Source organism: Paraburkholderia ferrariae NBRC 106233, from assembly GCF_000685035.1.
In the GTDB taxonomy this organism is placed as follows: domain Bacteria; phylum Pseudomonadota; class Gammaproteobacteria; order Burkholderiales; family Burkholderiaceae; genus Paraburkholderia; species Paraburkholderia ferrariae.
Genome location: NZ_BAYB01000005.1, coordinates 21,444 through 44,852, shown reverse-complemented (window position 1 = coordinate 44,852; position 23,409 = coordinate 21,444). Strand labels below are relative to the sequence as shown.

Annotated in this window: 19 protein-coding genes and 1 pseudogene; 3 read left to right on the top strand and 17 right to left on the bottom strand. The window is 63.8% G+C overall.

Annotated features, from left to right (window positions below; all coding sequences use genetic code 11):
* Positions 1-113: 113 nt before the first annotated feature.
* The 15 genes and pseudogenes from BFE01S_RS05830 to BFE01S_RS05760 form a co-directional block, all read right to left on the bottom strand.
* A complete protein-coding gene (locus BFE01S_RS05830; RefSeq protein WP_028224661.1) occupies positions 114-1,673 on the bottom strand; it encodes a methyl-accepting chemotaxis protein in 1,560 nt (519 codons plus the stop codon).
* A 103-nt stretch (positions 1,674-1,776) separates the two neighbouring features.
* A complete protein-coding gene (locus BFE01S_RS05825; RefSeq protein WP_028224660.1) occupies positions 1,777-2,862 on the bottom strand; it encodes an aldose epimerase family protein in 1,086 nt (361 codons plus the stop codon).
* A gap of 155 nt (positions 2,863-3,017) precedes the next feature.
* On the bottom strand, positions 3,018-4,028 hold the full coding sequence (locus BFE01S_RS05820) for an aldose epimerase family protein (RefSeq protein ID WP_028224659.1): 1,011 nt from the start codon (positions 4,026-4,028) through the stop codon (positions 3,018-3,020).
* Between the two features lie 30 nt (positions 4,029-4,058).
* The gene (yjfF, locus tag BFE01S_RS37630) at positions 4,059-5,138 is read right to left on the bottom strand and encodes a galactofuranose ABC transporter, permease protein YjfF (protein WP_042337269.1); all 1,080 of its coding nucleotides are present in this window, start codon (positions 5,136-5,138) and stop codon (positions 4,059-4,061) included.
* A complete protein-coding gene (locus tag BFE01S_RS05810; RefSeq protein WP_028224658.1) occupies positions 5,135-6,175 on the bottom strand; it encodes an ABC transporter permease in 1,041 nt (346 codons plus the stop codon). Before BFE01S_RS05810 ends, yjfF begins: the two co-directional genes overlap by 4 nt.
* A complete protein-coding gene (locus BFE01S_RS05805) occupies positions 6,172-7,686 on the bottom strand; it encodes a sugar ABC transporter ATP-binding protein (RefSeq protein ID WP_028224657.1) in 1,515 nt (504 codons plus the stop codon). Before BFE01S_RS05805 ends, BFE01S_RS05810 begins: the two co-directional genes overlap by 4 nt.
* A gap of 111 nt (positions 7,687-7,797) precedes the next feature.
* Positions 7,798-8,766, bottom strand: coding sequence for an ABC transporter substrate-binding protein (locus tag BFE01S_RS05800; protein ID WP_028224656.1), 969 nt, complete (start codon positions 8,764-8,766; stop codon positions 7,798-7,800).
* A 257-nt stretch (positions 8,767-9,023) separates the two neighbouring features.
* Complete coding sequence (gene araH, locus BFE01S_RS05795) at positions 9,024-10,034, bottom strand: L-arabinose ABC transporter permease AraH (RefSeq protein WP_028224655.1); 1,011 nt, start codon at positions 10,032-10,034, stop codon at positions 9,024-9,026.
* Between the two features lie 77 nt (positions 10,035-10,111).
* Entirely contained in the window at positions 10,112-11,671 is a 1,560-nt protein-coding gene (gene araG / locus BFE01S_RS05790) for an L-arabinose ABC transporter ATP-binding protein AraG (protein WP_028224654.1), read from the bottom strand.
* Positions 11,672-11,715: 44 nt separating this feature from the next.
* The gene (locus tag BFE01S_RS05785; RefSeq protein WP_028224653.1) at positions 11,716-12,720 is read right to left on the bottom strand and encodes an arabinose ABC transporter substrate-binding protein; all 1,005 of its coding nucleotides are present in this window, start codon (positions 12,718-12,720) and stop codon (positions 11,716-11,718) included.
* A 63-nt stretch (positions 12,721-12,783) separates the two neighbouring features.
* Complete coding sequence (locus BFE01S_RS05780) at positions 12,784-13,713, bottom strand: Gfo/Idh/MocA family protein (RefSeq protein ID WP_028224652.1); 930 nt, start codon at positions 13,711-13,713, stop codon at positions 12,784-12,786.
* A 44-nt stretch (positions 13,714-13,757) separates the two neighbouring features.
* A complete protein-coding gene (locus BFE01S_RS05775) occupies positions 13,758-14,687 on the bottom strand; it encodes a dihydrodipicolinate synthase family protein (RefSeq protein ID WP_028224651.1) in 930 nt (309 codons plus the stop codon).
* Positions 14,684-15,003, bottom strand: a pseudogene (locus BFE01S_RS05770) (hypothetical protein); the annotation flags it as partial. The gene BFE01S_RS05775 and the pseudogene BFE01S_RS05770, both read right to left, overlap by 4 nt.
* 117 nt (positions 15,004-15,120) lie before the next feature.
* The gene (locus BFE01S_RS05765) at positions 15,121-16,701 is read right to left on the bottom strand and encodes an aldehyde dehydrogenase (NADP(+)) (RefSeq protein ID WP_042337267.1); all 1,581 of its coding nucleotides are present in this window, start codon (positions 16,699-16,701) and stop codon (positions 15,121-15,123) included.
* Between the two features lie 22 nt (positions 16,702-16,723).
* Positions 16,724-18,475 carry an IlvD/Edd family dehydratase gene (locus tag BFE01S_RS05760; protein WP_028224648.1) on the bottom strand — a complete coding sequence of 584 codons (1,752 nt, stop codon included), beginning with the start codon at positions 18,473-18,475 and terminating at the stop codon, positions 16,724-16,726.
* 121 nt (positions 18,476-18,596) lie between these two features.
* On the opposite strand from BFE01S_RS05760, the gene BFE01S_RS05755 reads away from it, so the two are divergent.
* Positions 18,597-19,547: a LysR substrate-binding domain-containing protein gene (locus BFE01S_RS05755; protein ID WP_028224647.1), complete on the top strand. Its 951-nt coding sequence runs from the start codon at positions 18,597-18,599 to the stop codon at positions 19,545-19,547.
* A gap of 233 nt (positions 19,548-19,780) precedes the next feature.
* Here the strand turns inward: BFE01S_RS05755 and BFE01S_RS05750 are convergent, their stop codons facing one another.
* Complete coding sequence (locus BFE01S_RS05750) at positions 19,781-20,668, bottom strand: LysR family transcriptional regulator (RefSeq protein WP_028224646.1); 888 nt, start codon at positions 20,666-20,668, stop codon at positions 19,781-19,783.
* A gap of 145 nt (positions 20,669-20,813) precedes the next feature.
* Here BFE01S_RS05750 and BFE01S_RS05745 point away from each other — a divergent pair, with 145 nt between their 5' ends.
* Entirely contained in the window at positions 20,814-22,097 is a 1,284-nt protein-coding gene (locus BFE01S_RS05745) for an MFS transporter (protein ID WP_028224645.1), read from the top strand.
* A 63-nt stretch (positions 22,098-22,160) separates the two neighbouring features.
* Positions 22,161-23,072 (top strand): amidohydrolase family protein, encoded by a 912-nt coding sequence (locus BFE01S_RS37625; protein ID WP_042337266.1) that lies wholly within the window; start codon positions 22,161-22,163, stop codon positions 23,070-23,072.
* Positions 23,073-23,085: 13 nt separating this feature from the next.
* Here BFE01S_RS37625 and BFE01S_RS37620 read toward each other — a convergent pair whose 3' ends face one another.
* Positions 23,086-23,340, bottom strand: coding sequence for a hypothetical protein (locus BFE01S_RS37620; protein WP_156966922.1), 255 nt, complete (start codon positions 23,338-23,340; stop codon positions 23,086-23,088).
* Positions 23,341-23,409: the final 69 nt, after the last annotated feature.

Here is a 23,409-nt window from a genome sequence, read left to right as displayed (position 1 = left end):
CGATCTTACAGCGTTTTGCATGACAACAAGATCTGAAAGTCCCTGCCATCCGCGGCAAGCAGTCGGTGCTCTCGCTCCGGAACCGTCCCCTCGGGCACCGGCCGTCGCCAACGCTATCGCTCCACAGGCGCCGCAATCTTGAATTCCGAAACGACCTCGTCCAGCAAGGCTGCCTGCTGCTTCAGTGATTCTGCGGCCGCAGCGGCCTCTTCCACGAGCGCCGCATTCTGTTGCGTTGCTTTGTCCATTAGCAGGACCGCATCGCTCACCTGCCCGATGTCCCGGCTTTGCTCCTGCGTGGCTCGTTGCACGTCGCACATCAGGCCGCTCACCGTGGTCACCGACGATACGACGTCGGTCATGATCGCTCCGGCGCTCTCCGCGAGCTGCGATCCTTCCGCGATCTTGCCGACAGTGGCGTCAATCAGATGCTTGATCTCCTTGGCTGCCTGGGCGCTTCGCTGCGCGAGACTTCGAACTTCGCCGGCAACCACCGCAAAGCCTCGCCCGAGCTCTCCCGCTCGCGCCGCCTCGACGGCCGCATTCAGAGCCAGTATGTTTGTCTGGAACGCGATGCTCTCGATAAGGACGACGATCTCGACAATCTTGCCGGAATGCTCCGATATGCCCTGCATCGTCCTGACCACCTCGTGAACCACCTCGCCGCCGGCCGAAGCCGTTTGCGAAGCAGTCAATGCCTGTCGGCTCACTGCATCGGCTGTCTCCGCGTTGCTTTTCACCGCCCGCGTCAGTTGCGCCATGTTCGCCGCTGCAAGCTCAAGTGACGCAGCCTGCTGCTCGGTCCGGCGGGAAAGATCGGTGTTGCCGGATGCGATCTCCTGCGCACCGAGATTGATCGTTTCCGTACCGCTCCGAACGCTGCGCACCGTCCGGACAAGTGCGTCCTGCATTGTCCGGACGTCGGCAAGGAGCGTTCCCATTTCGTTGCGGTACTCGACGAGCACGTCGCCCTGAAGATTGCCCGACGCTATGCGCGCAAGATGAGATTTGATTTCGGCTACCGGACGCACCACGATTCCCACCAGGGCAAGCCTCGCGATCACGCCCACGGCGAGCGCGATTATCGCCGTCCCGACGAGCGCGGCAATCGTCAAATGGAAGCGCGACTGTGCCTGCGCATAGCGCTCGCGCTGGGAGTCGACGACGGCATTTTCCCGGTCCTTCATCGCACGCTGATAAGACGCCACCGCATCCTGCGTAGCCTTGCCCTGCAGCTCCTTGAAGCCGCCGAAATCCATGTGGCCCAGCGCGTCGGCTGCCGGCAGGACCGATTTGTCCAGCACCAGCCGCCGACTGGCGGCCAACTGTCGTATCGCCTCCGAGTCCGTGCTTTTTTGTAGCGACAGATACTGCGAGAACTCCGTTTCAGAATCCTTCAAATCCTGCCGGGCGCCTGATAACAACGTCGGTTCCGGGTCGCCCAAACCATACAATGAAAGATAGCTGTCAAGCGAAACACGCGCGCGCTGAAGCAGGGCATCGCTGGTCTTCAGCGCGACCAGCGAACGGGTATCGACTTCGTACATCGAGCGCAGATCGTCGTTATTCTGCTTCAATGCGACACCCCCCACGGCGCTCAAGATGCCGAGGATGACGACAAATACCGCAATCACACAGGTCAGCCCGCTTTTTATACTGAACGCCTTGAGCATAGAGTCCCCGAATTATGATCTGTTAGACCGGCAGCACAGGAGTCGTTGTATCCATCGTCATGCTGTGTTCCGGATGGCGTGCTTCCCGGTTCATGCGTCCGGTTCATGCGTCCTGCTCCGCGATGCCGGCACGGTAGACCGTCACTTGCCTGTACGGTTTCCCGGCGCTCGCAATGGATGGCTCATGGTCTGGCATATTGATCTGATTCGGGAACCCGCCCGCTTCGAGGCAAAGTCCGGCATGCCGTCTGTATGCCGAGCCCCCTCGCCCCCGCACGCCTTCAAGCCGGTTTCCGCTGTAGAACTGAAGTCCCGGTTGGTCGGTTTCGACCGAGAGTACGCGCCCGCTCCCGGGTTCCGTCACCGTCGCAACCGTACGCGTCCGCCAGGGCCTGCCCATATCCGCTGCGGCTGGGTCTTCGTTCGCTACGCGGTCGATCACGTAACAGTGGTCAAAGCCATAGCCCAGTTCAAGTTGCCGATGAAACGCACTGAGCCTCGAACCGATCGTCGCTCCTTCGCGGAAGTCGAACGGTTCTCCGGCGACCGGCACCTGGCGTTGCGGGATGAGTTCCTCGTCAATCTCGAAATATGCGCCGGAATCGATTGTCAGGTGATGGTTGCGAATGTCGCAATCGCGCTGCCCCGACAAGTTGAAGTAGGGATGGCTGGTCAGGTTGATGGGCGTTGTGCGATCGGCGCTCGCCAGATACTCAATCGTGAGCGCATGATCTTCACTCAACGCGTAGCGCACTTCGACCTGCACATTTCCCGGGAATCCCCCCTCCCCCTCGCGGGACTCCAGTCGCATGACCAAAGCATTCCCATCGGGTTCGGCTTTCCACAACCGACGATGAAACCCGGCCGCTCCGCCATGGAGCAGATTTCGCCCTTCATTGGGTACAAGGGTGTAGTCAGTACCGTCGAGTACGAATCGGGCGCCCGCGATCCTGTTCGCCCAACGTCCAACAAGAGCCCCCATGTAGGCGCCTGATGCAAGATATTCCTCCGGCGTATCGTGCCCGAGCAGGATATCCGCGCATGTTCCGGCTTGATCCGGCGTGGTCCACGATACGAGTGCCGCACCCAGTTCACTGATTCTCACGCAGCCACCGTGTGAGTTCGTGAGGACGTGCGTTCGCACGCCTCTCCCGTCAGGCAGCATTCCCCAGAAAGCAACCTTGTTCATTTTTCTCCGGCCTCCCCAAACAATAAGTACTGCTCATACTTTATGACCCGTCCTGCCGACCCGGTAAGCGCTTGCCCTGCCGGCAAGCTCCGTCACATGAACCGGCATCGACCGGCCGCTTTGCGGCGTCCGCCCCGCGCCATGGAACCTGGCGCCTACTCCGACGGCTGGCGTGTGGTTTTGGTCAAAGACGCAAGCCGTTCGACTGTGAAACTGACGCCGCGACTGAGTGTCTTTCCTGCGGCGAGAACCGTCAGCCCACGCACCTCCTCCCCCTGCCCGATACAGCCGTGCCCGGATTGCCCGGTCACGACCTGAAACGAAAACGAGTCGTCTTCGGGATGAGCGCGGAGTCTGTAGCAGTCGGTATTCCCCACAATCGCGAGGGAAAACTGCCGCGCCGGCCATTCGATCAGCGCCTTTCTGCCCCAGCGAGTGAAGACATGGTCGATTTTCGTCGCCGGCAGACGGTGGGCCACCCCGAACTGCCAGGCGAATGGCGTGGGAACGAGTCGCGGAGCGCTGCCTGCCCTTCCTGCAATCCAGATGCCGCCAGCGGGTGCGCTGATGCGTGCATGCGGGTCCCGCACCAGGACAGCCTCAATATCGATTCCGCACCGTAACGGCGTACAGCCGCAATTCTCGAGCTCGACAGTCATTGCGAGCGTGGGACCGTCAAGTTCGTAGGTCTGGACCGCCCGACAGCATTCCGCAACGCCGGCGCGCAGGCGAAGCGATGTCTCTGTGGCAAAGTCGATTTCCCAGTCGTCCACGAGTGCCGCACCGGACACCGGAAGCGGTCTACCTGCACCAGTTGCCCACACCCCGGACGACATTGCCCGAATCTGGACGACCTGCGCCACATCGGGAATCCGGATCACGGGCTCGCACGAGAGTTCACGGGAAACCGGAAGATGGCTCTGTCTATCCGGCCGGCGAAAGACGGGCGTCCACATACCGCGGTCATTCCAGTCCATCCGTACAATCCCGCCATGCGTTCCAGCCCTGACATCGAGCCTCAGATACGCATTGGACAGCGTCAACGTCGTTTGGCGAAGCGCTCTCTCCGCTTCGCCGCATTCAGGCTCGCCGGATCGACGCGCCTTCGCGAAGACCGGCTTTCGTGAATCCGCTTCCCGTGTATCGAGCACGTCCTTCTCCCCCATCAGACAGTCTGGATGGCAACCCGGGATGGTTCAGGTCGTCGTGACGAACTCGCCGCCGCCGCGCCCGTCGTGCCCGCGCTGGCCGTCATGCGACGGCTTCCCGGTTTTCGGTCCCAATCCCGCGTCGCCGGTACGGCGGCGTCCGGCATGCCGCTCGATGACCCGCTGAAGCAGACAGAATATGCACAGCAGCGCTCCAATTACGATGCGCGTCCACCACGAACTCAGCGTTCCGTCGAAAGTGATCAAGGTCTGGATCGTGCCGAGAATACCCACGCCGAACAGCGAACCCAGCACGTAGCCCACCCCGCCCGTCAACAGCGTCCCGCCAATCACCGTTGCAGCGATGGCGTCGAGTTCCATTCCCTGCGCCTGCAGGCCGTACCCGGAGAGCACGTACAACGTAAAAATCACTCCGCCCAGCGACGAGCAGAACCCGCTCAACGCGTAGACAGCGATCTTCGTGCGCGCGACCGGCAAGCCCATCAGCAGTGCAGAGCGTTCATTGCCGCCGATGGCATAGACGTTGCGGCCGAAGCGCGTGAAGTGCGCGACGAAAATCGCGACGATGAGTGCCGCAATGCCAATCAGCGCTCCCGCATTCAGGGATCCGCTGCCCACAGGAATGTTCAATGACGCAACCGCATGGAACGACGGTTCGTCGATCGCGATGGACTCCGTCGTGATGAGGAAACACGCGCCGCGCGCCAGGAACATTCCTGCGAGCGTGATAATGAACGGCTGCAGGCGGAAGAAGTGAATCAGTGCGCCCATCGCCGCCCCATACAGGGTGCCGAACACCAGCACGATCGGCACGACGATCCAGATGGGCCAGTGCAGCCATTGCGCGCCCACGGCACACAGGATCGTGGTCAACGCAACCACGGCTCCCACCGACAGGTCGATGCCTCCCGAAAGGATCACGAATGTCATGCCGATAGACACGACCAGCAGGAACGCGTTATCGACGAACAGGCCCGTGAGTACCTGCATCGAACAAAAGCCCGTATACATGAATGAGCCGAAACCGAACAGCGCTGCGAACAGCACAATGGTTGCAACGATGGGCAGCGTTCTTGGATCGGCCAGCCGGCCAGTCAACTTTTTCATGATGTGCTCGCTCCGGTGGACGCGCGTTGGCCCGACCGGGAAAGGAGATGCTTCACCTGCCTGAAAAACAGCGCACGCGCCACTTCCGACTGGATCACACTGACGATGATCACCACGACCGCCTTGACGACGAGTGTTGCCTCCGGTGGAACGCCGATCGAATAGGTCGTATAGGTCAAGGTCTGAATGATCAAGGCACCCAGCACCGTGCCGCCGAGACTGAAGCGGCCACCCAGCAGCGACGTGCCACCGAGCGTCACGGCCAGAATGGCATCGAGTTCAAGCAGCAACCCTGCGTTGTTTCCATCAGCACTCCGTACGTTTGAACTCGCGATGATCCCCGCGAACGCCGCCATCAACCCGCAAATGACGTATACGCCGAATACGATCGCACTGGAGCGCAGCCCGACCAGTCGCGTCGCGACAGGATTGACGCCGATGGAGCGGACGAAAAGTCCAAGTGCCGTGCGGTTCACGAGCAGCGCGAGCACCAGCGTGACGACGACTGCGATCCATACGGAGCATGGGATCATCGCCAGGTATCCGTCACCCAGTCTCAGGTAGCCCGGTGCGCCGATGGGAATGATCTGGCCGCCGGTCAACAGTTGTGCGACGCCTCGCCCCGCGACCATCAGGATGAGCGTCGCAATGATCGGTTGCATTCCAACGAATGCGACAAGCAGACCATTCCACATCCCGGCCAGCAGCCCCACGGCAACGGCCGCGCCCAGCGCCATGCCGACGCGCGACGGGTCCGCCGCGAGGATGATTGCCGCTGCCGCGCCGGCTATGGCCACCGTCGCGCCGACCGAGATGTCGATGCCTCGCGTCGCGATGACCAGCGTCATCCCGAGGGAAACGATCACGAGCGGCGCAGCGCGATTCAGGATGTCAATTGGAGCCCCGAAAAGATGACCTTCGAGAACCGTGATCGAAAGGAAGCTGGCGCGATGCACAACGTCCAGAAGGATCAGCAACAGGAGCGTAAGGGCGGGCCAGATCAGCGGGTGCCGCACCAGTGCGTGAAACCGCTTCATGACTGACCTCCTGCAATGAGTTGATACACGTCGTCTTCCGAGAGACCTTCACCCGAAATCTCGGCAACCTTGCGCCGGTCGCGCAGGACCGCAACCTTGTGACTGACGCGGATCACCTCGCTCATCTCGGAAGAGATGAAGAGAATGGCCAGGCCTTTCGCACATAGGGCGCGCACGCGGTCCATGATCTCGAACTTCGCGGCAACGTCGATACCGCGTGTCGGCTCGTCCATGATCAGCAGTTTTGGCTCGGTGGCGAGCCAGCGGGCAAGCAGTACCTTCTGCTGGTTGCCGCCCGACAGCAGCCCGATGGGCTGCTCGGCATCACGCGCCTTGATGCCGAGCTGCGCGATGTATCGATCCGCCATTTCCCTCTGGCGCGCATAGCTGAGCATGCGCCACCATCCCCGCCGTGCCTGCAATGCAAGAACGATGTTCTCGCGAATCGACAGTGCCGCCACGATTCCTTCCTTTTTCCGGTCTTCCGGGCAATAGGCGATACCGTGCCGAACCGCGTCACGCGGCGAAGCGAGCTTCACGCTGCTTCCGTCGATCAGCATGGACCCCGTATCGGCCCGCTCGGCGCCGAATACCAGCCGTGCCGTCTCCGTTCGGCCGGAGCCGAGCAGTCCGGCAAGCCCGACTATCTGGCCGGGACACACGTCCAGATCGACGGGACTCATCAGTCCGCGTCGGCCCACGCCCTGCATGGAAAGAAAAGGGGCACCCGCTGCGCCCGCGAGTTTTGCGCCGGATGAGTCTTCCTTCATCGCCTCATTCATGCCTTCACGGCCGGTCATCTTTGCTACCAGGACGTCAACCGGCAAATCCTTTGCAAGGTATTCGCCTTCCCGCGTCCCGTTGCGCATGACGGTAATACGATCCGATACGGCGTAGGTCTGCTCGAGAAAGTGCGTCACGAAAAGGATCGCCATACCGGACGCCTTCAATCGCCGCAGCACGGCGAAAAGCCGCGCGACTTCGCCGTCATCGAGACTCGAGGTCGGCTCATCGAGAATGAGCACCGTCGCGTCAACCGAGACGGCGCGCGCGATCGCCACCATCTGCTGGACAGCAATCGGACAGGCATCCAGCGACCGCGTCACGTCAATGGAAAGATCGAGAGCGGCCAGCGCGGCCCGAGCCCGCGCATTGATCGCCTTCCAGTCGATGGCTCCGCGTTTCTTTGGGTGCCTGCCGGCAAAAATGTTCTCGGCTACCGAGAGATTCGGACAAAGATTCACTTCCTGGTAGAGCGTCTGGATTCCGGCGGCTTCAGCCTCCAGCGGCGCGGCGAAGCGAACCTGTTGGCCGCCCAGGCGGATTTCGCCGCGATCGTGCGCAAGAACGCCGGTGAGAACGTTGATGAGCGTTGATTTGCCCGCGCCGTTCTGGCCCATCAAGGTGTGAATCTCGCCGGGGAACAGCCGGAAATCGACCTGCTGCAACGCCTTGACGCCCGGGAACGTCTTGTCGATGCCGGTCATTTCGAGAATGGGTAGATCGTTCATGGTCTTCACGAGACCCGCAGGCGGCCTCGCCAGAATTGTCAGGAACGGTGCACACGGTCCGGCACGACACGCCGGACCGTATGCCCGTCAGAGGCGGGTAAGACGCGCGGGTCAGTACTTGCGGCTAGGCATGACCTGCGCTGCGACATTCATGGGGAAGATGCCCTCGTCGGTCACAATGCGCCGCGGCACCTGCTTGCCTGCCACGATATCCTTGACCGCCGCCATCAACTGGGGACCGAGGAGCGGGCTGCATTCGACATCCACGTTGATCTTTCCGTCCACCATGGCCTGAAAGCCACCCCGGGTCGCATCGAAGGAGATCACCGTGACGTCCTTGCCCGGCTTGATGCCCGCTTCTTCCATGGCCTGGATTGCGCCGAGCGCCATGTCGTCGTTGTGGGCATAGACCACATTGATCTTCTTGCCATACGTTTTCGCGAACGCCTCCATCACCTGCTTTCCGCCTGCAAGCGTGAAGTCGCCGCTCTGCGACGCGATGATCCTGAACTTGGGATCGCTCTTGATCACTTCCATCAGACCGGCATGGCGGTCGTTGGCGGGCGCGGAACCCACGGTCCCCTGCAGTTCGGCGATGTTGATGGGACCCGGATCGTTCTTGTAGCGCTCCTCGAGCCAGTGTCCGGCACGCCGCCCCTCTTCCATAAAGTCAGAGCCGATCATCGTCACGTACAGCGACGGGTCCTTCACGTCGATTGCGCGGTCCGTGAGAACGACCGGAATCTTTGCGCGCTTTGCCTCTTCAAGCACCGGTTCCCAACCCGATTCGACGACCGGCGAAAACGCGATGACGTCAACCTTCTGCGCGATAAACGAGCGAATCGCCCGAATCTGGTTCTCCTGCTTCTGTTGCGCGTCCGAGAACTTCAGGTTGATACCGGCATCCTTTGCCGCAGTCTTCACCGATACGGTGTTGGCCGTCCGCCAGGCGCTCTCGGCACCGACCTGCGAGAACCCGAGCGTGATCTGCTTATCCTGTGCATAGGCGCTTGCCCCTGCGGCCAGCGCAAGCGTTGCGCCAACCACCGTACCGAGTGCGATCTTTCTGACCAGCTTCATTTTCTGTCTCCGATGTGCTGAATTTCTCGTTGCTATTGCTCGCGACAACCCGGACTGACGGTGATTGTTATGCTTTCCTCAGCAGTCACCAGGCCCAGGCAGCTTCCGGTTCCTCTCCCGTCCGTCAAATCTGACTCCGTTCGAATCCCCGCCTGAATGCATCTTTCAGCCAAAGTACACGTTCTTCGCATTCTCCTTTTGTCGTTATATTTTGATTACCCTGAATAACCAGGTGTGCCCGGGCGCCGTCAAAAGAATCAGACCGCTCGCCTGCTGCGGCGGAACTGGTCGAACAGCACCGCGAGCAGCAGGATGCCGCCGCGAATCAGGTACTGATAGAACGTCGGCACGTTCATGAGGCTCATGGCGTCCTGCACCGAGCCCATGATGAGCACGCCAACCAGCACGCCCGAAATCGTCGCCACGCCGCCCGTGAGCGACACGCCGCCCAGCACGCAGGCCGAAATCACGCCGAGTTCGAGACCCACCGAGGTCTTCGGGTCGCCGAGGCTCATACGCGAGGCCAGCATCACGCCCGCAAAGCCCGTAATGAGCCCTTGCAGCACGAACACCGTGATCTTGATGCGCGTGACCGGCAGGCCGGCAAGCCGCGCGGCTTCGCTATTGCCGCCCACCGCAAGCACGTTCTTGCCGAACACGGTTTTCTTGAGCAGGAAGCCGAACACCACGAAGCCGATGATGTTGCTCCAGATCGGGAACGAGATGCCGAGGAACGAGCCGCCCCCCAGGTCGAAGAAGCGCTCCTCCGAGATCATCACGGCGTCGCCGTTCGAAGCGAGGAACGCGAGGCCGCGCACCGCTTCCATCATCGCGAGCGTGGCGATCAGCGAATTGATCTTGAAGCGCGCGATGAGCACGCCATTCACGAGTCCCACCGCGCCGCCCGCGAGCACGCCCGCGATAATGCCGAGCAGCACGCTATGCGACTGCGTGATGACGGTAGAAGCCACCACGCCCGAAAACGCCACGATGGACGCCACGGACAAATCGACCTCGCCGAGGGCGAGCACGAACATCATCGTGACGGCAATCGAGCCGATCAGCGTGACGGAGAGCAGCAGCCCCTGAATGTTGCGGGTCGTGAGAAAGTCGGGCACCGTCGCAGAGAGCAATGCGAACAGCACCACGAACACCACGACGATGCCCGACTTGTTGATCATGTCCCACGCGCGCGCGCGCTGGGGCGTAATGGGCGCGGCGGCCTCATTGACGGTAGGGGTGCCTTGTGGTTGCATGGCTTCACTCATCTCTGGTTCATCGTTACGAATCGGCGGCGCCCTTGGGCTCGAGCTCGCTGTGCGCTCGACCGGTAAGGCAAAAACATCTAGCGCGGCAGCGCCATCTTGATCAGTTCGTCCGGCGAAGCTTCGGCTTTCGGTACGCTGCCGGCAATGCGTCCTTCGCGCATGACGATGATGCGGTCCGCCACGCCGATCACTTCCGCGAGATCGCTCGACACCATGATCACGGTCTTGCCCGCTTCCGCGAGCTCGTACAGCAGGTTGTAGATCTCGGCGCGCGCGCCCACGTCGATGCCGCGCGTGGGCTCGTCCATCAGGAACACCTCGATGCGTTCGGCGAGCCAGCGCGAAAGAATCACCTTCTGCTGGTTGCCGCCCGACAGCGTGCCGATGGCCGTGTCGCCGTTGCGCGTCTTGATCGCGAGCTTCCTGATGTAATCCTGCGTAAGCGCGCGTTCGCGCTTCGCATTCAGCAGGAAACGCGCGGGACTGAAATGGCGGCGCGCGCTGATATTGAGGTTGTCGGCCACCGACGCGATTGCCACGATGCCTTCCTGCTTGCGGTCCTCGGGGCATAGCGCGAGACCCGCGCGCACGGCGTCGCGTGGGCTCGCGAAATTCACGCGCTTGCCGTCCAGTTCGACATAACCTGCACTCGGGCGCGTCGCGCCGTAAATCAGCTTCATGAGTTCCGACCGACCCGCGCCTACCAGCCCGAAAAAGCCGACGATCTCGCCGCGCCGCGCCTGGAACGACACGGGTTCGGCAAGGCCCGGCCCGAGCAGCCCTTTCGCTTCGAGCAGCACGGGACCGGCTTCGCGCGCGCGATAGCCATACACGTCCTCGATCGATCGACCCACCATCGCTGCAATCAGGCGGTTGCGGTCGAGGTCGGCCACCGAATCGAACGTTTCGATACGCTTGCCGTCGCGGAACACCGTCACGCGGTCGCAAAGCTCATAGACTTCGGCCATGCGATGCGTGACGTAGATGATTGCGCGACCGTCGGCGCGCAGTGCGTCGATGATGCGAAAGAGGTTCTCGGTCTCGCGTGCCGAAAGCGAACTCGTCGGTTCGTCGAAGGCGATCACGCGCGCGTCACGCATCAGCGCCTTGCCGATCTCGATCATCTGACGCTGGCCAATGGAGAGATTCTTCACCGGCGTGCGCGGATCGATACGCTCGCCCAGCCGCTGCAATTCGTCCGTCGCGCGTTTGACGAGCGTCTGCTCGTCGAGCACGCCGAGGCGGTTCGGCAACTGCCCGAGCATCAGGTTGTCCGCCACGGTCAGCTCGGGCACGAGATGCAACTCCTGATAGATGATCGCGATGCCTGCGTCGAGCGCCGCCCGCGTGGTCGTGAAGCGCTGCTCCACGCCGTTCAGGCTCAACGTGCCGGCCTGCGGCTGGTTCACGCCCGAGAGCACCTTGAGCAGCGTGGACTTGCCCGCGCCGTTCTCGCCCATCAGGCCGTGCACCTCGCCAGCGCGCACGTCGAGCGCGACGCGGTCGAGCGCCTTCACGCCCGGGAAGCTCACGGTGATGCCGTCGAGCTCCAGATACGCGCACGGCCCCTGTTGAGTTCCCGCGTGGCGCATATCTGCGGCGTTCGCTGCATCTGCATGTGTCATGGTTTCAGTCATTGCATCCCTGCCCTTGCCGTCACCTCCGTATTGCTACGGATTCCTTAGATACCCAGTTCGCTGCGCACAGCCGTCCAGTTGTCGCGCGTCATCAGCTTGCCGGTAGTCTGCGTGTCGGCGGGCGGTGCTTTGCCGGTGCGGATCCAGTCGACAAGATTCTGCGCGCTGTCCTTGCCGTGGTTCGTCGAGCTCACGGCGATCGTGCCGTAAAAGCCGGTGGGCTCCTTCTTCTGGAATTCGGCGAACGCTTCGCCCGCGCCATTAATGCCCACGCCGATTACATCGGCGGCCGGAATGTGCAGTTGTTCCGTTGCGCGCACCGCACCCAGCACGCTTTCCTCGTTGAGTGCGAATATCACCCACTTCTTGATGTTCGGATGTTGTGCGAGCACCGGGGAGGCCGCGTTGAAACCGCCTTCGTCGTCCGTGGTTTTTTGCGGGGCATCGAAGATGTTTTCCTTCTTGAAGCCACCGGCCAGCAGCGTCTGGGTTGCGCCGTCCGTGCGCAACTTCGCCGTGGGCAGTTCATAGTCGGTGATACGCAGCGCGCCCACTTCCTCCGGATTCCAGCCCCGCTTCTTCATCTCGTCGCTGATGGCCTGCCCCACCTGGTTGCCGATCTTGAAAGCCGACATGCCCAGATGCGGCACACCCGCGAGCGGCTTGCCCGACGAGTCGACCAGTTGGTCGTCCACCGTCACGAACTTCATGTTGTAACGTTTGGCGCGCGCCTGAATGGCCGGTCCAAGACGCACGTCGGGTGCGCAGATCACGAAGCCCTGCGCGCCTTGCGCACCGAGATTGTCGATCGCGGCCAGCACCTTCTCGCCGTCCGGCGTGCCGATGTTCACCACCGAGAAGTTCTCCTTCTGGCCGAGCGCCGTGGCAGCCTTCTGCTCGTTGATGAACCACGCCTGCTCGGGCATCTTCACGAGAAATCCGATCTTGGTGGGCGAGTCGGCGTGTGCCGCCATACTCATGCCGAGCGGTGCAACGCACAGGGCCGCGAACACGGCGCGAAGGGTGAACCGGCGGATGTTGCTGGTCATGCTAGGTCTCCTCTGATGACGCTTTTGCGTGGGGTGAAACAGTGACTCTCCGTGGCGGAATGCTCAACGGCCGAACGCCTCGACTTCGATAGGGCGCCCGAGCAGGAACGCGTCGGCCACGAGGCGCAGCGGACGCACGTCCACGTCGTCGGCGCCATGCGCGATCAGCCAGTGAAAGCGCTCGTAGAGCGCCGGATATTCCCGTTCGGCGCCGGATTCGACCGGCTCGCCCGCGATGACGAGGCGCTTGCCGCCTTCGGAGATCGAGAGCAGGCCCTCGCTGGTCTCCACGTCGATTTCCCATTGCTCGACCGGGCCGTGGCGCCAGTCGAATTCGGCACGCACCGGCACACCGTCGGTGTCGATGCAATCGAGTTCGGCGGCGATGGGCGTCGAACAGTCGGACGGCACATGCAGCGCCGCGCTGCGCAGCAGCACCTCGCGCGGCAGAATGCGCGTGACGATCGAAAGCGCGTTGATGCCCGGATCGAACACGCCGAGGCCGCCCGGTTCCCAGATCCATTGCTGGCCCGGATGCCAGCGGCGCACGTCTTCCTTCCAGCGCACCTGCACGGCGCGGATTGCGCGCCCGGCGAGCCATGCGCGCGCCGGTTCGACAGCGCTCGCGCAGCGCGAATGCCACGTGGCGAACAGCGTGCGCCGATGCCGCTTCGCGAGTTCGCGCAGCGCTTCCACTTCGCTCACGCTCGCGCCTGGCGGCTTTTCGAGCATCACGTGCTTGCCCGCTTCCAGCGCGGCGCGCGCCTGTTCGTAGCGCACCTGCGGCGGCGCGCACAGCGACACGGCGTCGAGGTCGCGCTCGGCGGCCAGCAGCGCGCCGATATCGGCGTAATTGCGCACGCCGTCCACCTGTGCGTTGCGACTCGCGGCAGCCACGAGCTCGAAGCCCGCGTTACCGGCGATGGCAGGCAGATGCTGGTCGCGCGCGATCTTGCCCACGCCCACGATACCCAGCTTGTACGAAGCATTCATACCCATCTCCAAACCCTGTTTATTTCGCATCACGAATCGATGGATCACTTGCCCCAGCGCAGCACCAGCGGATCGAGACGCCGCGCGAGGGCGACCAGCTCCTTGCGTGTCTCGGGATGCATCGCGGGCAGCGGATGGCGCGGCAGTTCGCAGTCGATCACGCCGCCCTCCTTCATCAGCGCCTTGCAGGCGAGCAGGCCCGCCTGGCGGTTTTCGTGATTGATGAGCGGCAGCCACTTCTGGTAGAGCGAGAAGGCGTCGTCGAGACGGCCTTCGCGGTGCGCCACGATGATCGGGCGAATGCCGTCCGGGAAACCGCCGCCCGTCATCGCCCCGGTCGCGCCCGCATGCAGGTCGGCCAGCAGCGTGATGCCTTCCTCGCCGTCCCACGGACCTTCGACCGCGTCGCCGCCGAGGCGGATCACTTCGCGCAGCTTGTTGGCCGCGCCCGGCGTTTCGATCTTGAAGTACGAGACCTGCTCGATTTCGCACGCCATACGCGCGAGGAACGGCGCGGACAGCAGCGTGCCGCTCGCGGGCGCGTCCTGAATCATGATCGGGATGTCGATGGCGTCCGAGACGCGCGCGTAGAACTCGTAGATCTGCTGTTCGGGCACGCGGAACGTCGCGCCGTGATACGGCGGCATCACCATCACCATCGCCGCGCCCAGCTCCTGCGCGCGCCTGCTGCGCGCCGCGCAGGCGACGGTGCCGTAGTGCGTGGTCGTCACGATCACGGGCACGCGGGCCGCCACGTGTTCGAGCACGGTACGCGTGACCAGCTCGCGCTCTTCGTCGGTGACCGAGAACTGCTCGGAGAAGTTCGCCAGAATGCACAGGCCGTCCGAGCCCGCGTCGATCATGAAATCGACGGCGCGCTTCTGGCTCACCAGATCCAGCTCGCCGGTTGCGGTGAAGGTGGTCGGCACGACGGGGAAAATGCCCGTGTAACGGGATGTACGGCTCGTAGTCATGGTGTCTGTCCTGCCTCGAAAATTGCGGCGTGCCGCGCGGACACGCTTGCTCCATACGTTTGCGATTCGCGCGCGAGCGCGCCTGCGGCCGGCGGCGGCGGACGCAGCGCGGCGCACGCCGCGAAGGTCATGAGCACCGCGAACAGCAGCGGCGCCGCGAGAAAATACAGACCGGCGGCGGTCGCGTCTTTGACGATGCCGATGCCATTGGGGCCGAGACAGCCGCCGAAATTCGCGACACGGCGGCGCTCGCGCCGGTCAGAAACTCGCCGGGCAGCGCCCACGCCACGGCCTGGATCGAGTAGATCGAGAACGCTTTTCTTCCTCGCTCGGGCCACTCGCGTGCGCCCCGGTGTAGCTGGCATTCAGCGCCTGCGCATTCGTCATCCTGTCTCCTCGATTCTTTTTGGCGGCGGTGCGGTTCGGGTGCGCATCACACGGCTTCGGGCCTGCCCGCGAAACGCCGCTTCACGTGCAGCGGATTCGCGTCGCGCAACGCGTCGGGCAACCAGCCGTCGGCGAGATTCTGGTAGCAGACCGGGCGCAGGAAACGCTCGATCGCGGCCGTGCCCACCGAGGTGCTGCGGCCATCCGAGGTCGACGGGAACGGGCCGCCGTGCACCATCGCGTCGCAAACCTCGACGCCGGTCGGGAAGCCGTTGGCCAGCAGGCGGCCCGCCTTGCGCTCGATGAGCGGCAACAGCGCGCGCACGAGATCGGCGTCGGCGGCGTCCGCGTGCAGCGTGATCGTCAACTGGCCTTCGAGATGGCGCAGTACGCGGCGCAATTCGGCTTCGTCCGCGCATTCGACCAGCACGCTGCTCGGGCCGAACACTTCCTCGCCGAGCGACGCGTCCGCCAGCAGATCGCTCGCGCTCACGCGCAGCAGTGCCGCCTGCGCACGGCCGGGTGCCGCCGCGCCGCGTGCCAGCGTCGTAACCTTCGGATGCGCGATCAGACGGCCGATGCCGCGTTCGTAGGCGCGCAGGATGCCGGGCGTGAGCATCACGCCCGCCGCTGCCGCGCTGAACTCGCGCGCGGCGTTCGTGGCGAAGACCTCCAGGTCCGCGCCCGCGAGGCCGAGCATCAGGCCCGGGTTGGTGCAGAACTGGCCGCAGCCGAGCGTCGTCGACGCCGCGTAGTCGCGCGCCAGCGTCTCGCCGCGCGCAGCGAGCGCGCCCGGCAGCAGCAGATTCGGATTCACGCTGCTCATTTCGGCGTAGACGGGAATCGGCTCGGTACGCCCGGCCGCGAGCTTCACGAGCGCGAGGCCGCCCGCGCGCGAGCCGGTGAAACCGACCGCACGAATCGCCGGATGCTGCACGAGCGCGCTGCCGACTTCGTGGCCCGCGTCGAACAGCAGCGAGAACACGCCTTCGGGCAGCCCCGCCGCCGCGACCGCCTGCTGGATCGCGCGGCCGACGAGCTCCGAGGTGCCCGGATGCGCCGGATGCGCCTTCACGACCACGGGGCAGCCGGCAGCCAGCGCCGACGCCGTGTCGCCGCCCGCCACCGAAAACGCCAGCGGGAAGTTGCTCGCGCCGAACACCGCGACCGGGCCCACGCCGATGCGCCAGAAGCGCAGGTCGGTGCGCGGCGGCTGACGTTCGGGCAGCGCCGGTTCGATACGCACGTCGAGCGCGTCGCCGCTGCGCACGAGCGTGGCGAACATGCGCAACTGATTCGCGGTGCGCGCGCGTTCGCCTTCGAGGCGCGCGCGCGGCAGGCCGCTTTCGGCCATCGCGCGTTCGATCAGTTGCTCGCCGAGCGCTTCGATGCGCGCCGCGCAATCGTCGAGGAATTGCGCGCGTTTTTCGGCGGACAGCGTGCGATAGGCATCGAACGCTTCGTCCGCGAGTTCGCAGGCTTGTTCGACGTCGGCTTGCAGCGCGCCGTGGAAAACCGGCTGCGCGATGGGCGTGCCGCTCGCGGCGTCGATCGCCTGGAACGCCGCGCCTTCGCCGCGTTTCGCGAGCGTGCCGATCAGCAGTTCGCCGGTGAGAGTCGTCGTCATGATGGCAGTCCTTGCGTGTGCGTCAGTGCGAGTGGCGCGGCACGGCCGAGCCGCGCTTGCCCACGAGGAAGTCGAGGTCGCAGCCTTCGTCGGCCTGCAGAACGTGATCGACATAGAGGCGCGCATAGCCGCCCTTGCCCAGCTGCTCGGCGACGCCCGGCGCGGCGGCCGGATCGACGTCGCTCAGGCGGCGTTGCAGTTCCTCGTCGCTGATATCCAGATGCAGGCGGCCGTTCTCGCAGTCGAGCTCGATCCAGTCGCCGTTGCGCACCGCCGCGAGCGGGCCGCCCGCCGCCGCTTCCGGCGCGACGTGCAGCACCACCGTGCCGTAGGCCGTGCCGCTCATGCGCGCGTCCGAGATGCGCACCATGTCCTTCACGCCCTGGCGCAGGAGCCTCGGCGGCAGACCCATGTTGCCGACCTCGGCCATGCCGGGATAGCCGCGCGGGCCGCAGTTCTTCATGACGAGGACGGAGTCCTTGTCGACGTCGAGCGATTCGTCGGCGATGGTCGCCTTGTAGTGATCGAAATTCTCGAACACCACAGCGCGGCCGCGATGCTTGAGCAGCTCGGGCGTGGCCGCCGAAGGCTTGAGCACCGCGCCGCGCGGCGCAAGATTGCCGCGCAGGATACAGATGCCGCCGTCCGCGATCAGCGGATTGTCGATCCGGCGGATCACTTCGTCGTTGTAGTTCGGCGCGTCGCGCACGTTGTCCCACATCGACTTGCCGTTCACGGTGAGCGCGTCCGGATGCGGCAGCAAGTTCGCTTCGCCCAGACGGCGCAGCACCGCCGGCAAACCGCCCGCGTAATAGAACTCCTCCATCAGGAAGCGGCCCGAGGGCTGCAGGTCGACAATGGTCGGCGTGTCGCGGCCGATGCGCTGCCAGTCTTCGAGTTCGAGCGGCACGCCGATGCGGCCCGCGATCGCCTTCAGGTGGATCACCGCGTTGGTCGACCCGCCGATGGCCGCGTTGATGCGGATCGCGTTCTCGAACGCTTCGCGCGTGAGCACCTTCGAGAGCTTCAGGTCTTCGAGCGCCATCTGCACGATGCGGATGCCGGACATGTGCGCGAGCACGTAGCGGCGCGCGTCCACGGCGGGAATCGCGGCGTTGTGCGGCAGCGAGACGCCCAGCGACTCGGCCATGCAGGCCATCGTCGAAGCCGTGCCCATGGTGTTGCAGGTGCCCGCCGAGCGCGACATGCCGGCTTCGGCCGAGAGGAAATGATGCAGGTCGATCTCGCCCGCCTTGAGCGATTCGTGCAGACGCCACACGGCCGTGCCCGAGCCGATGTCCTTGCCTTCGAGCTTGCCGTTGAGCATCGGGCCGCCGGTCACGACGATGGCGGGCACGTCCACGCTTGCCGCGCCCATCAGCAGCGCGGGCGTGGTCTTGTCGCAGCCGCATAGCAGCACGACCGCATCGATGGGATTGCCGCGAATCGCTTCCTCGACATCCATCGACGCGAGATTGCGCGTGAGCATCGCGGACGGGCGCAGGTTCGATTCGCCGTTCGAGAACACCGGAAACTCGACGGGAAAACCGCCCGCCTCGTAAATGCCGCGCTTCACGTGCTCGGCGAGCTTGCGGAAGTGCGCATTGCAGGGCGTGAGCTCGGACCACGTATTGCAGATGCCGATGATCGGACGGCCATCGAATTCGTGATCGGGAATGCCCTGGTTTTTCATCCAGCTTCGGTACATGAAGCCGTTTTTGTCCGTGGTGCCGAACCACTGTTGGGAACGCAATTTAGGTTGGGTATCCGACATTGCCTGTCTTCAGGTGAGTCAAGTTTCCGTGCAGTCTATGGACAAACCTGATAACCTTCCAATGAAATATTGGCCGTATTCCATACATATTTTCGCATTGGTATAAATACTTATCCCCGCCATGCTGGACACGACCCCCGGGTACCTCCGCACACGCCTGCGAACCCGGCAGCTTTTGCTCGCCGTCGCCCTCGCAGAGGAAGGCAACATTCACCGCGCCGCGGCAGCGCTCAACATGACGCAACCCGCGGCATCCAAGATGCTGCGCGAGCTGGAGGACATGCTGGAGGTGATCCTTTTCGAACGTCTGCCGCGCGGCGTGCGGCCTACGTTCTACGGTGACGCCCTGGTGCGCCACGCGCGCACCGTGCTCGGCAGCCTGGATCAGGCGCAGGAAGAACTGATTGCACTGAAGGCCGGCCGGCTCGGCCACGTGGCCGTGGGGGCGATCACCTCCCCGGGCGTCCGGCTGCTTCCCGCTGCCATCGCCGCCGTCAAGCGCATGCATGCGAACGTGCGTATCACGGTCGAAATCGACACGAGCAATGCACTCATCGAACGGCTGGCGCAGGACAAGCTCGACGTGGTGGTCGGACGGCTGTCGGCAGAGCACGACAAGCTGCAGTTGCGCTACGAACCCCTGGCCGGTGAGCCGGTCAGGGCGGTTGTGCGGCGAGGACACCCTCTGCTGGGAAAAGGCGAGGTCGCGCTGCCCGACGTCCAGCGCAGCGCATGGATCGTACCGCCGGCGGGCAGCGTACTGCGTCACCGGTTCGAACTCATGTTCCAGCGCGCAAGCCTTGCGCCGCCCTCCAACGTGGTGGAGACGGCGGCACTTCTCTTCATCACGCGCGCCATCGAGAAAAGCGAAATGATTGCCGTGCTTGCCGAAGACGTTGCAAGCTACTACGCCGAGCACGGGCTCGTCGAGATCCTTCCCCTTCAAATGGAATGCAGGATGGACGATTTCGGGCTCATTACCCCTACCGAAAAACTGCTCTCGCCCGCGGCAGACCTGATGATCGATGCGCTGCGGACAGCGAGCCGCGAGACCTATAGTCTGGCGGCCTGAATGCGGTCGCAACAATCGACAAGCCGCCCGGTCGGATTGAGCGGCGGCTTCGGGAGTGGATGAAGAACGATCATGCAGCCACGGCAATCCCGGATCGACGGCTTTTTGCTGCAGCATCGAGCCGATTGCGCGAAGCCTGCGGCTCAGTGGGGGCGTTCACATCCATCGAATCGAAGAGTCAGCAAAAACCCCCCGGCCGTACGCCCAATCCGGCTCGCCACCCGACGCACGAGTCAACACGTGCTCAACAGCGCTGCAAACTTGTCGGCCAATGTCGGGCGCGAACGATGCGGCCAGATCGCGCTGAGTTCGAATAGCGGCAGCGCGTCGCCTTCCCTCACCTCGCACACGCGTACGCCTTCGAACTGGATCGCCTTGACGGATTGCGGCAACAGCGAAGCGCCGCAACCGGCGGCAACGCAAGCGAGGACCGTCAGCGATCGATTGGCATCCTGAACAATATTGGCTTCGCAACCGAACTTGCGAAACGCGCTGAGGATGCCGGCCCGCACGACCGGCAGTTGTCCGTGCGGAAACCACACCAGACCCATGCGCGCCAGTTCCGCGAGGCCGAGCTTGCCGTCCTCCGCCAGCGGATGCGACGCCGGCACGACCGCCTGCAGGCGCTCGCGCACGATCAGCTTCTCGCGCATCCGGCCGCGTACCGCAACCGGCGTATGCAGCAGCCCAATGTCGATTTCGCCGGATTCGAGCGCGCTGGCCTGTTCCGCGTTGCTCATTTCGCGCAATGTCAGCTCGACATTGGGGACCGCCGCGCGCAACGCCGCGATCGCTCGGGGCATGACCTCGAACAGCGCCGCCGATGCGAAACCGATGGCCAGCCTCCCGCCCCGTTGCGCGCCGATATCGCGCGCCCGCTTTTCCGCCGCTTCGATCTGCGAAACGCTCAGGCGAATATCCTCGGCGATCGCTTCGCCCGCAGGCGTGAGGGCGGCGCCGCGGCGGGTGCGCGCCAGCAGCTTCACGCCCAGATCCTTCTCCAGCCGGGTAATCGCCTGGCTGAGCGCCGGCTGGGCCATCCCGAGCTGGGCGGCCGCGCCGGTGACGCTTCCCGCATCGACGATGGCGAGAAAATACTTCAGCGTGCGGATCGACTCCATGATCGCCTTCCATATCAATGTGTTATGAATGAACAACATTTCCATAGTATGCACGCGCTCATGGCTTTCCTAGAATGGCGTCAAACCGATTAACAGCGGCTGCCCGTCGAACTTCGCGCGCGGCAGACCTCAGGAGACGACGACCATGCGCTGGTATCACGACATCACGCCCATCGAGAAACGGACATTGTGGAGCTGCTTCGGCGGGTGGGCGCTCGACGCCGTCGATACGCAAGTCTTTTCCCTTGTCATTCCGTCGCTTCTCGCCACATGGAGCATCAGCAAAGGCCAGGCGGGATTGATCGGCGGCGCCACGCTCGTGGCCGGCGCGCTCGGCGGATTGCTCGCGGGCATCCTGTCCGACCGCGTCGGCCGGGTGCGCGCGTTGCAGATCACCGTGATCTGGTTCTCGCTCTTCACGTTCCTGAGTGCGTTCGCCCAAAGCTTCGAGCAACTGCTTGTGCTGAAGGCGCTGCAAGGCATCGGCTTCGGCGGCGAATGGACGGCCGGGGCCGTCCTGCTCAGCGAAACGATGAACCCCAAGCATCGCGGCAAGGCCATGGGCATCGTGCAGAGCGCGTGGGGATTCGGCTGGGGCGCCGCCGTGCTGCTCTATATGGCGGTCTTCTCCTTCGTTTCGCCACAATGGGCCTGGCGCGTTCTGTTCGCAATCGGCCTCGTCCCGGCCCTCCTCGTTCTCTACATGCGCCGCAATGTGGTCGAGCCGCCGCGAGAGCCGCAGATTGCGCGCGACGATTCCGCGCAGCGCGGCGTATTCAGCATCGCCGCCGGCATCTTCGATCCCGCCGTGATCCGCACCACCATCGTCGGAGGCCTGATCGGACTGGGCGCGCATGGCGGCTACCATGCGATCACCACCTGGCTGCCGACGTATCTCAAGACCGAGCGCCATCTCTCGGTGCTGGGCACCGGCGGTTATCTCGCGGTCGTCATCGTGGCATTCATCGTCGGTTGTTTCGTGAGCGCCTGGTTGCAGGACCGCATCGGACGCCGCTGGAACGTGATCCTCTTCGCCGTCTGCTGCGCGGCGATGGTCAACATCTACACGTTCCTGCCAATCAGCGACACGACCATGCTGATCCTGAGCTTTCCGCTCGGCCTCTTTTCAGCGGGCATTCCCGCGACGCTCGGCGCGCTGTTCAACGAGTTGTATCCGCAAGGCGTGCGCGGCACCGGCGTCGGCTTTTGCTACAACTTCGGGCGCATCGTATCGGCTGCCTTTCCGGTGCTTGTCGGCCATATGAGCGGCTCGATGTCGCTGGGTGCGGCGCTCGGCATCGATGCGGGCGTCGCCTATGGCCTCGTCGTCGTCGCCGCGTTGATGCTGCCCGACACGCGGAGCCGGCTCGTCCCGCCACAGCATCAGGGTGGTGCGCGCAACGACGCGCCAGCGGTGTCGCGCAACTGAGCCCGCGGCGCGCGCGCATCGACGCATCGCCCAACGTCAACCGAATTTCAGGCACTTCAAACGATGGACCGCTTCCCGCCCGCAATCCCGGCCACTCCCTTCGATGGTCTTTCGCCGGCGTCTCTGACATGGCTAGACGAGCCCACGACGCCCATCACGGGCATCGACACGCACGCGCACATCTTTGTGCAGGGCCTTCCGCTCGCCGCGGAACGCCGTCATGCGCCCGACTACGACGCGACGCTCGATCAGTACGTCTCGCAACTATCGGCGCACGGCCAGTCGCAAGGCGTTCTGGTGCAGCCGAGCTTTCTTGGCACCGACAATACGTTTCTGCGTGCGGTATGCGAGCGCTATCCGCGACGCTTTCGCGGTGTGGCCGTTGTTGCGCCCGATATTTCGGATGCCGAACTTGAAGCGCTGGACGCCGCGCACATTGTAGGTGCGCGACTGAATCTGATTGGACTTGCCCTACCGGATTTTCACGATCGCCGATGGTCCGCGCTCCTCGCACGCTTCAACGCCCTGCGCTGGCACGTCGAAGTTCAGGCGAATGCGGTCGATTTGCCGGTCGTGCTCAATGCCCTGCTCAGCCGCGGTTGCACGGTGGTCGTCGATCATTTCGGACGGCCCGATGCGCATCTCGGCACTGCCGATGCCGGCTTTCGTTATCTGCAATCCACGGCATCCGGCGGCCGTGTTTGGGTCAAGCTCTCTGCGGCCTATCGCAGCGCCGACCGCTCGAACGGGACTGGGCACGGGCGCTCCCTCACGGCCGCTTTACTCGAATCGTTTGGCCCGGAACGTCTCGTATGGGGTAGCGACTGGCCGCACACGCAGCATCGTCATCTCATCGACTACGACGGGACCATGGAAGCGTTGAAAGACTGGATTCCCGAGCGGGCAACGAGAGAAAAAATCATGACGACCTCCGCGGTGGAACTCTTCCGCTTCGATGTTCCGTCGCAGAAGTAACCACCAGAGCGCTCTACGTTAAGCGCAAGCACTCACCGTCTCGGCGCGCCACCCAGCGCACAGGCTGCAGCGAACGGCCAGTTCTTGACGCGCTTCCTCCGAAGGCGACGACCTCATCCCTCTCCTTCATCACGTCCAGTTCGGGATCGCGTTCGGCCAGCATCTTCTCGACTCGGGCATTTTCCTGCTTCTTTTCCTGCTCCAACTGTTTCAGGCGCCTGACCTCGGCCGCAGCCCGTTGTAGATCGTCTGGCCGCTGCACGCTCATGTCACTTCTGTCAGTTTCACCCCGCATTCCGGCCCAGTAGATTAGGCGTCAGACAACTGCGCTCCTGAC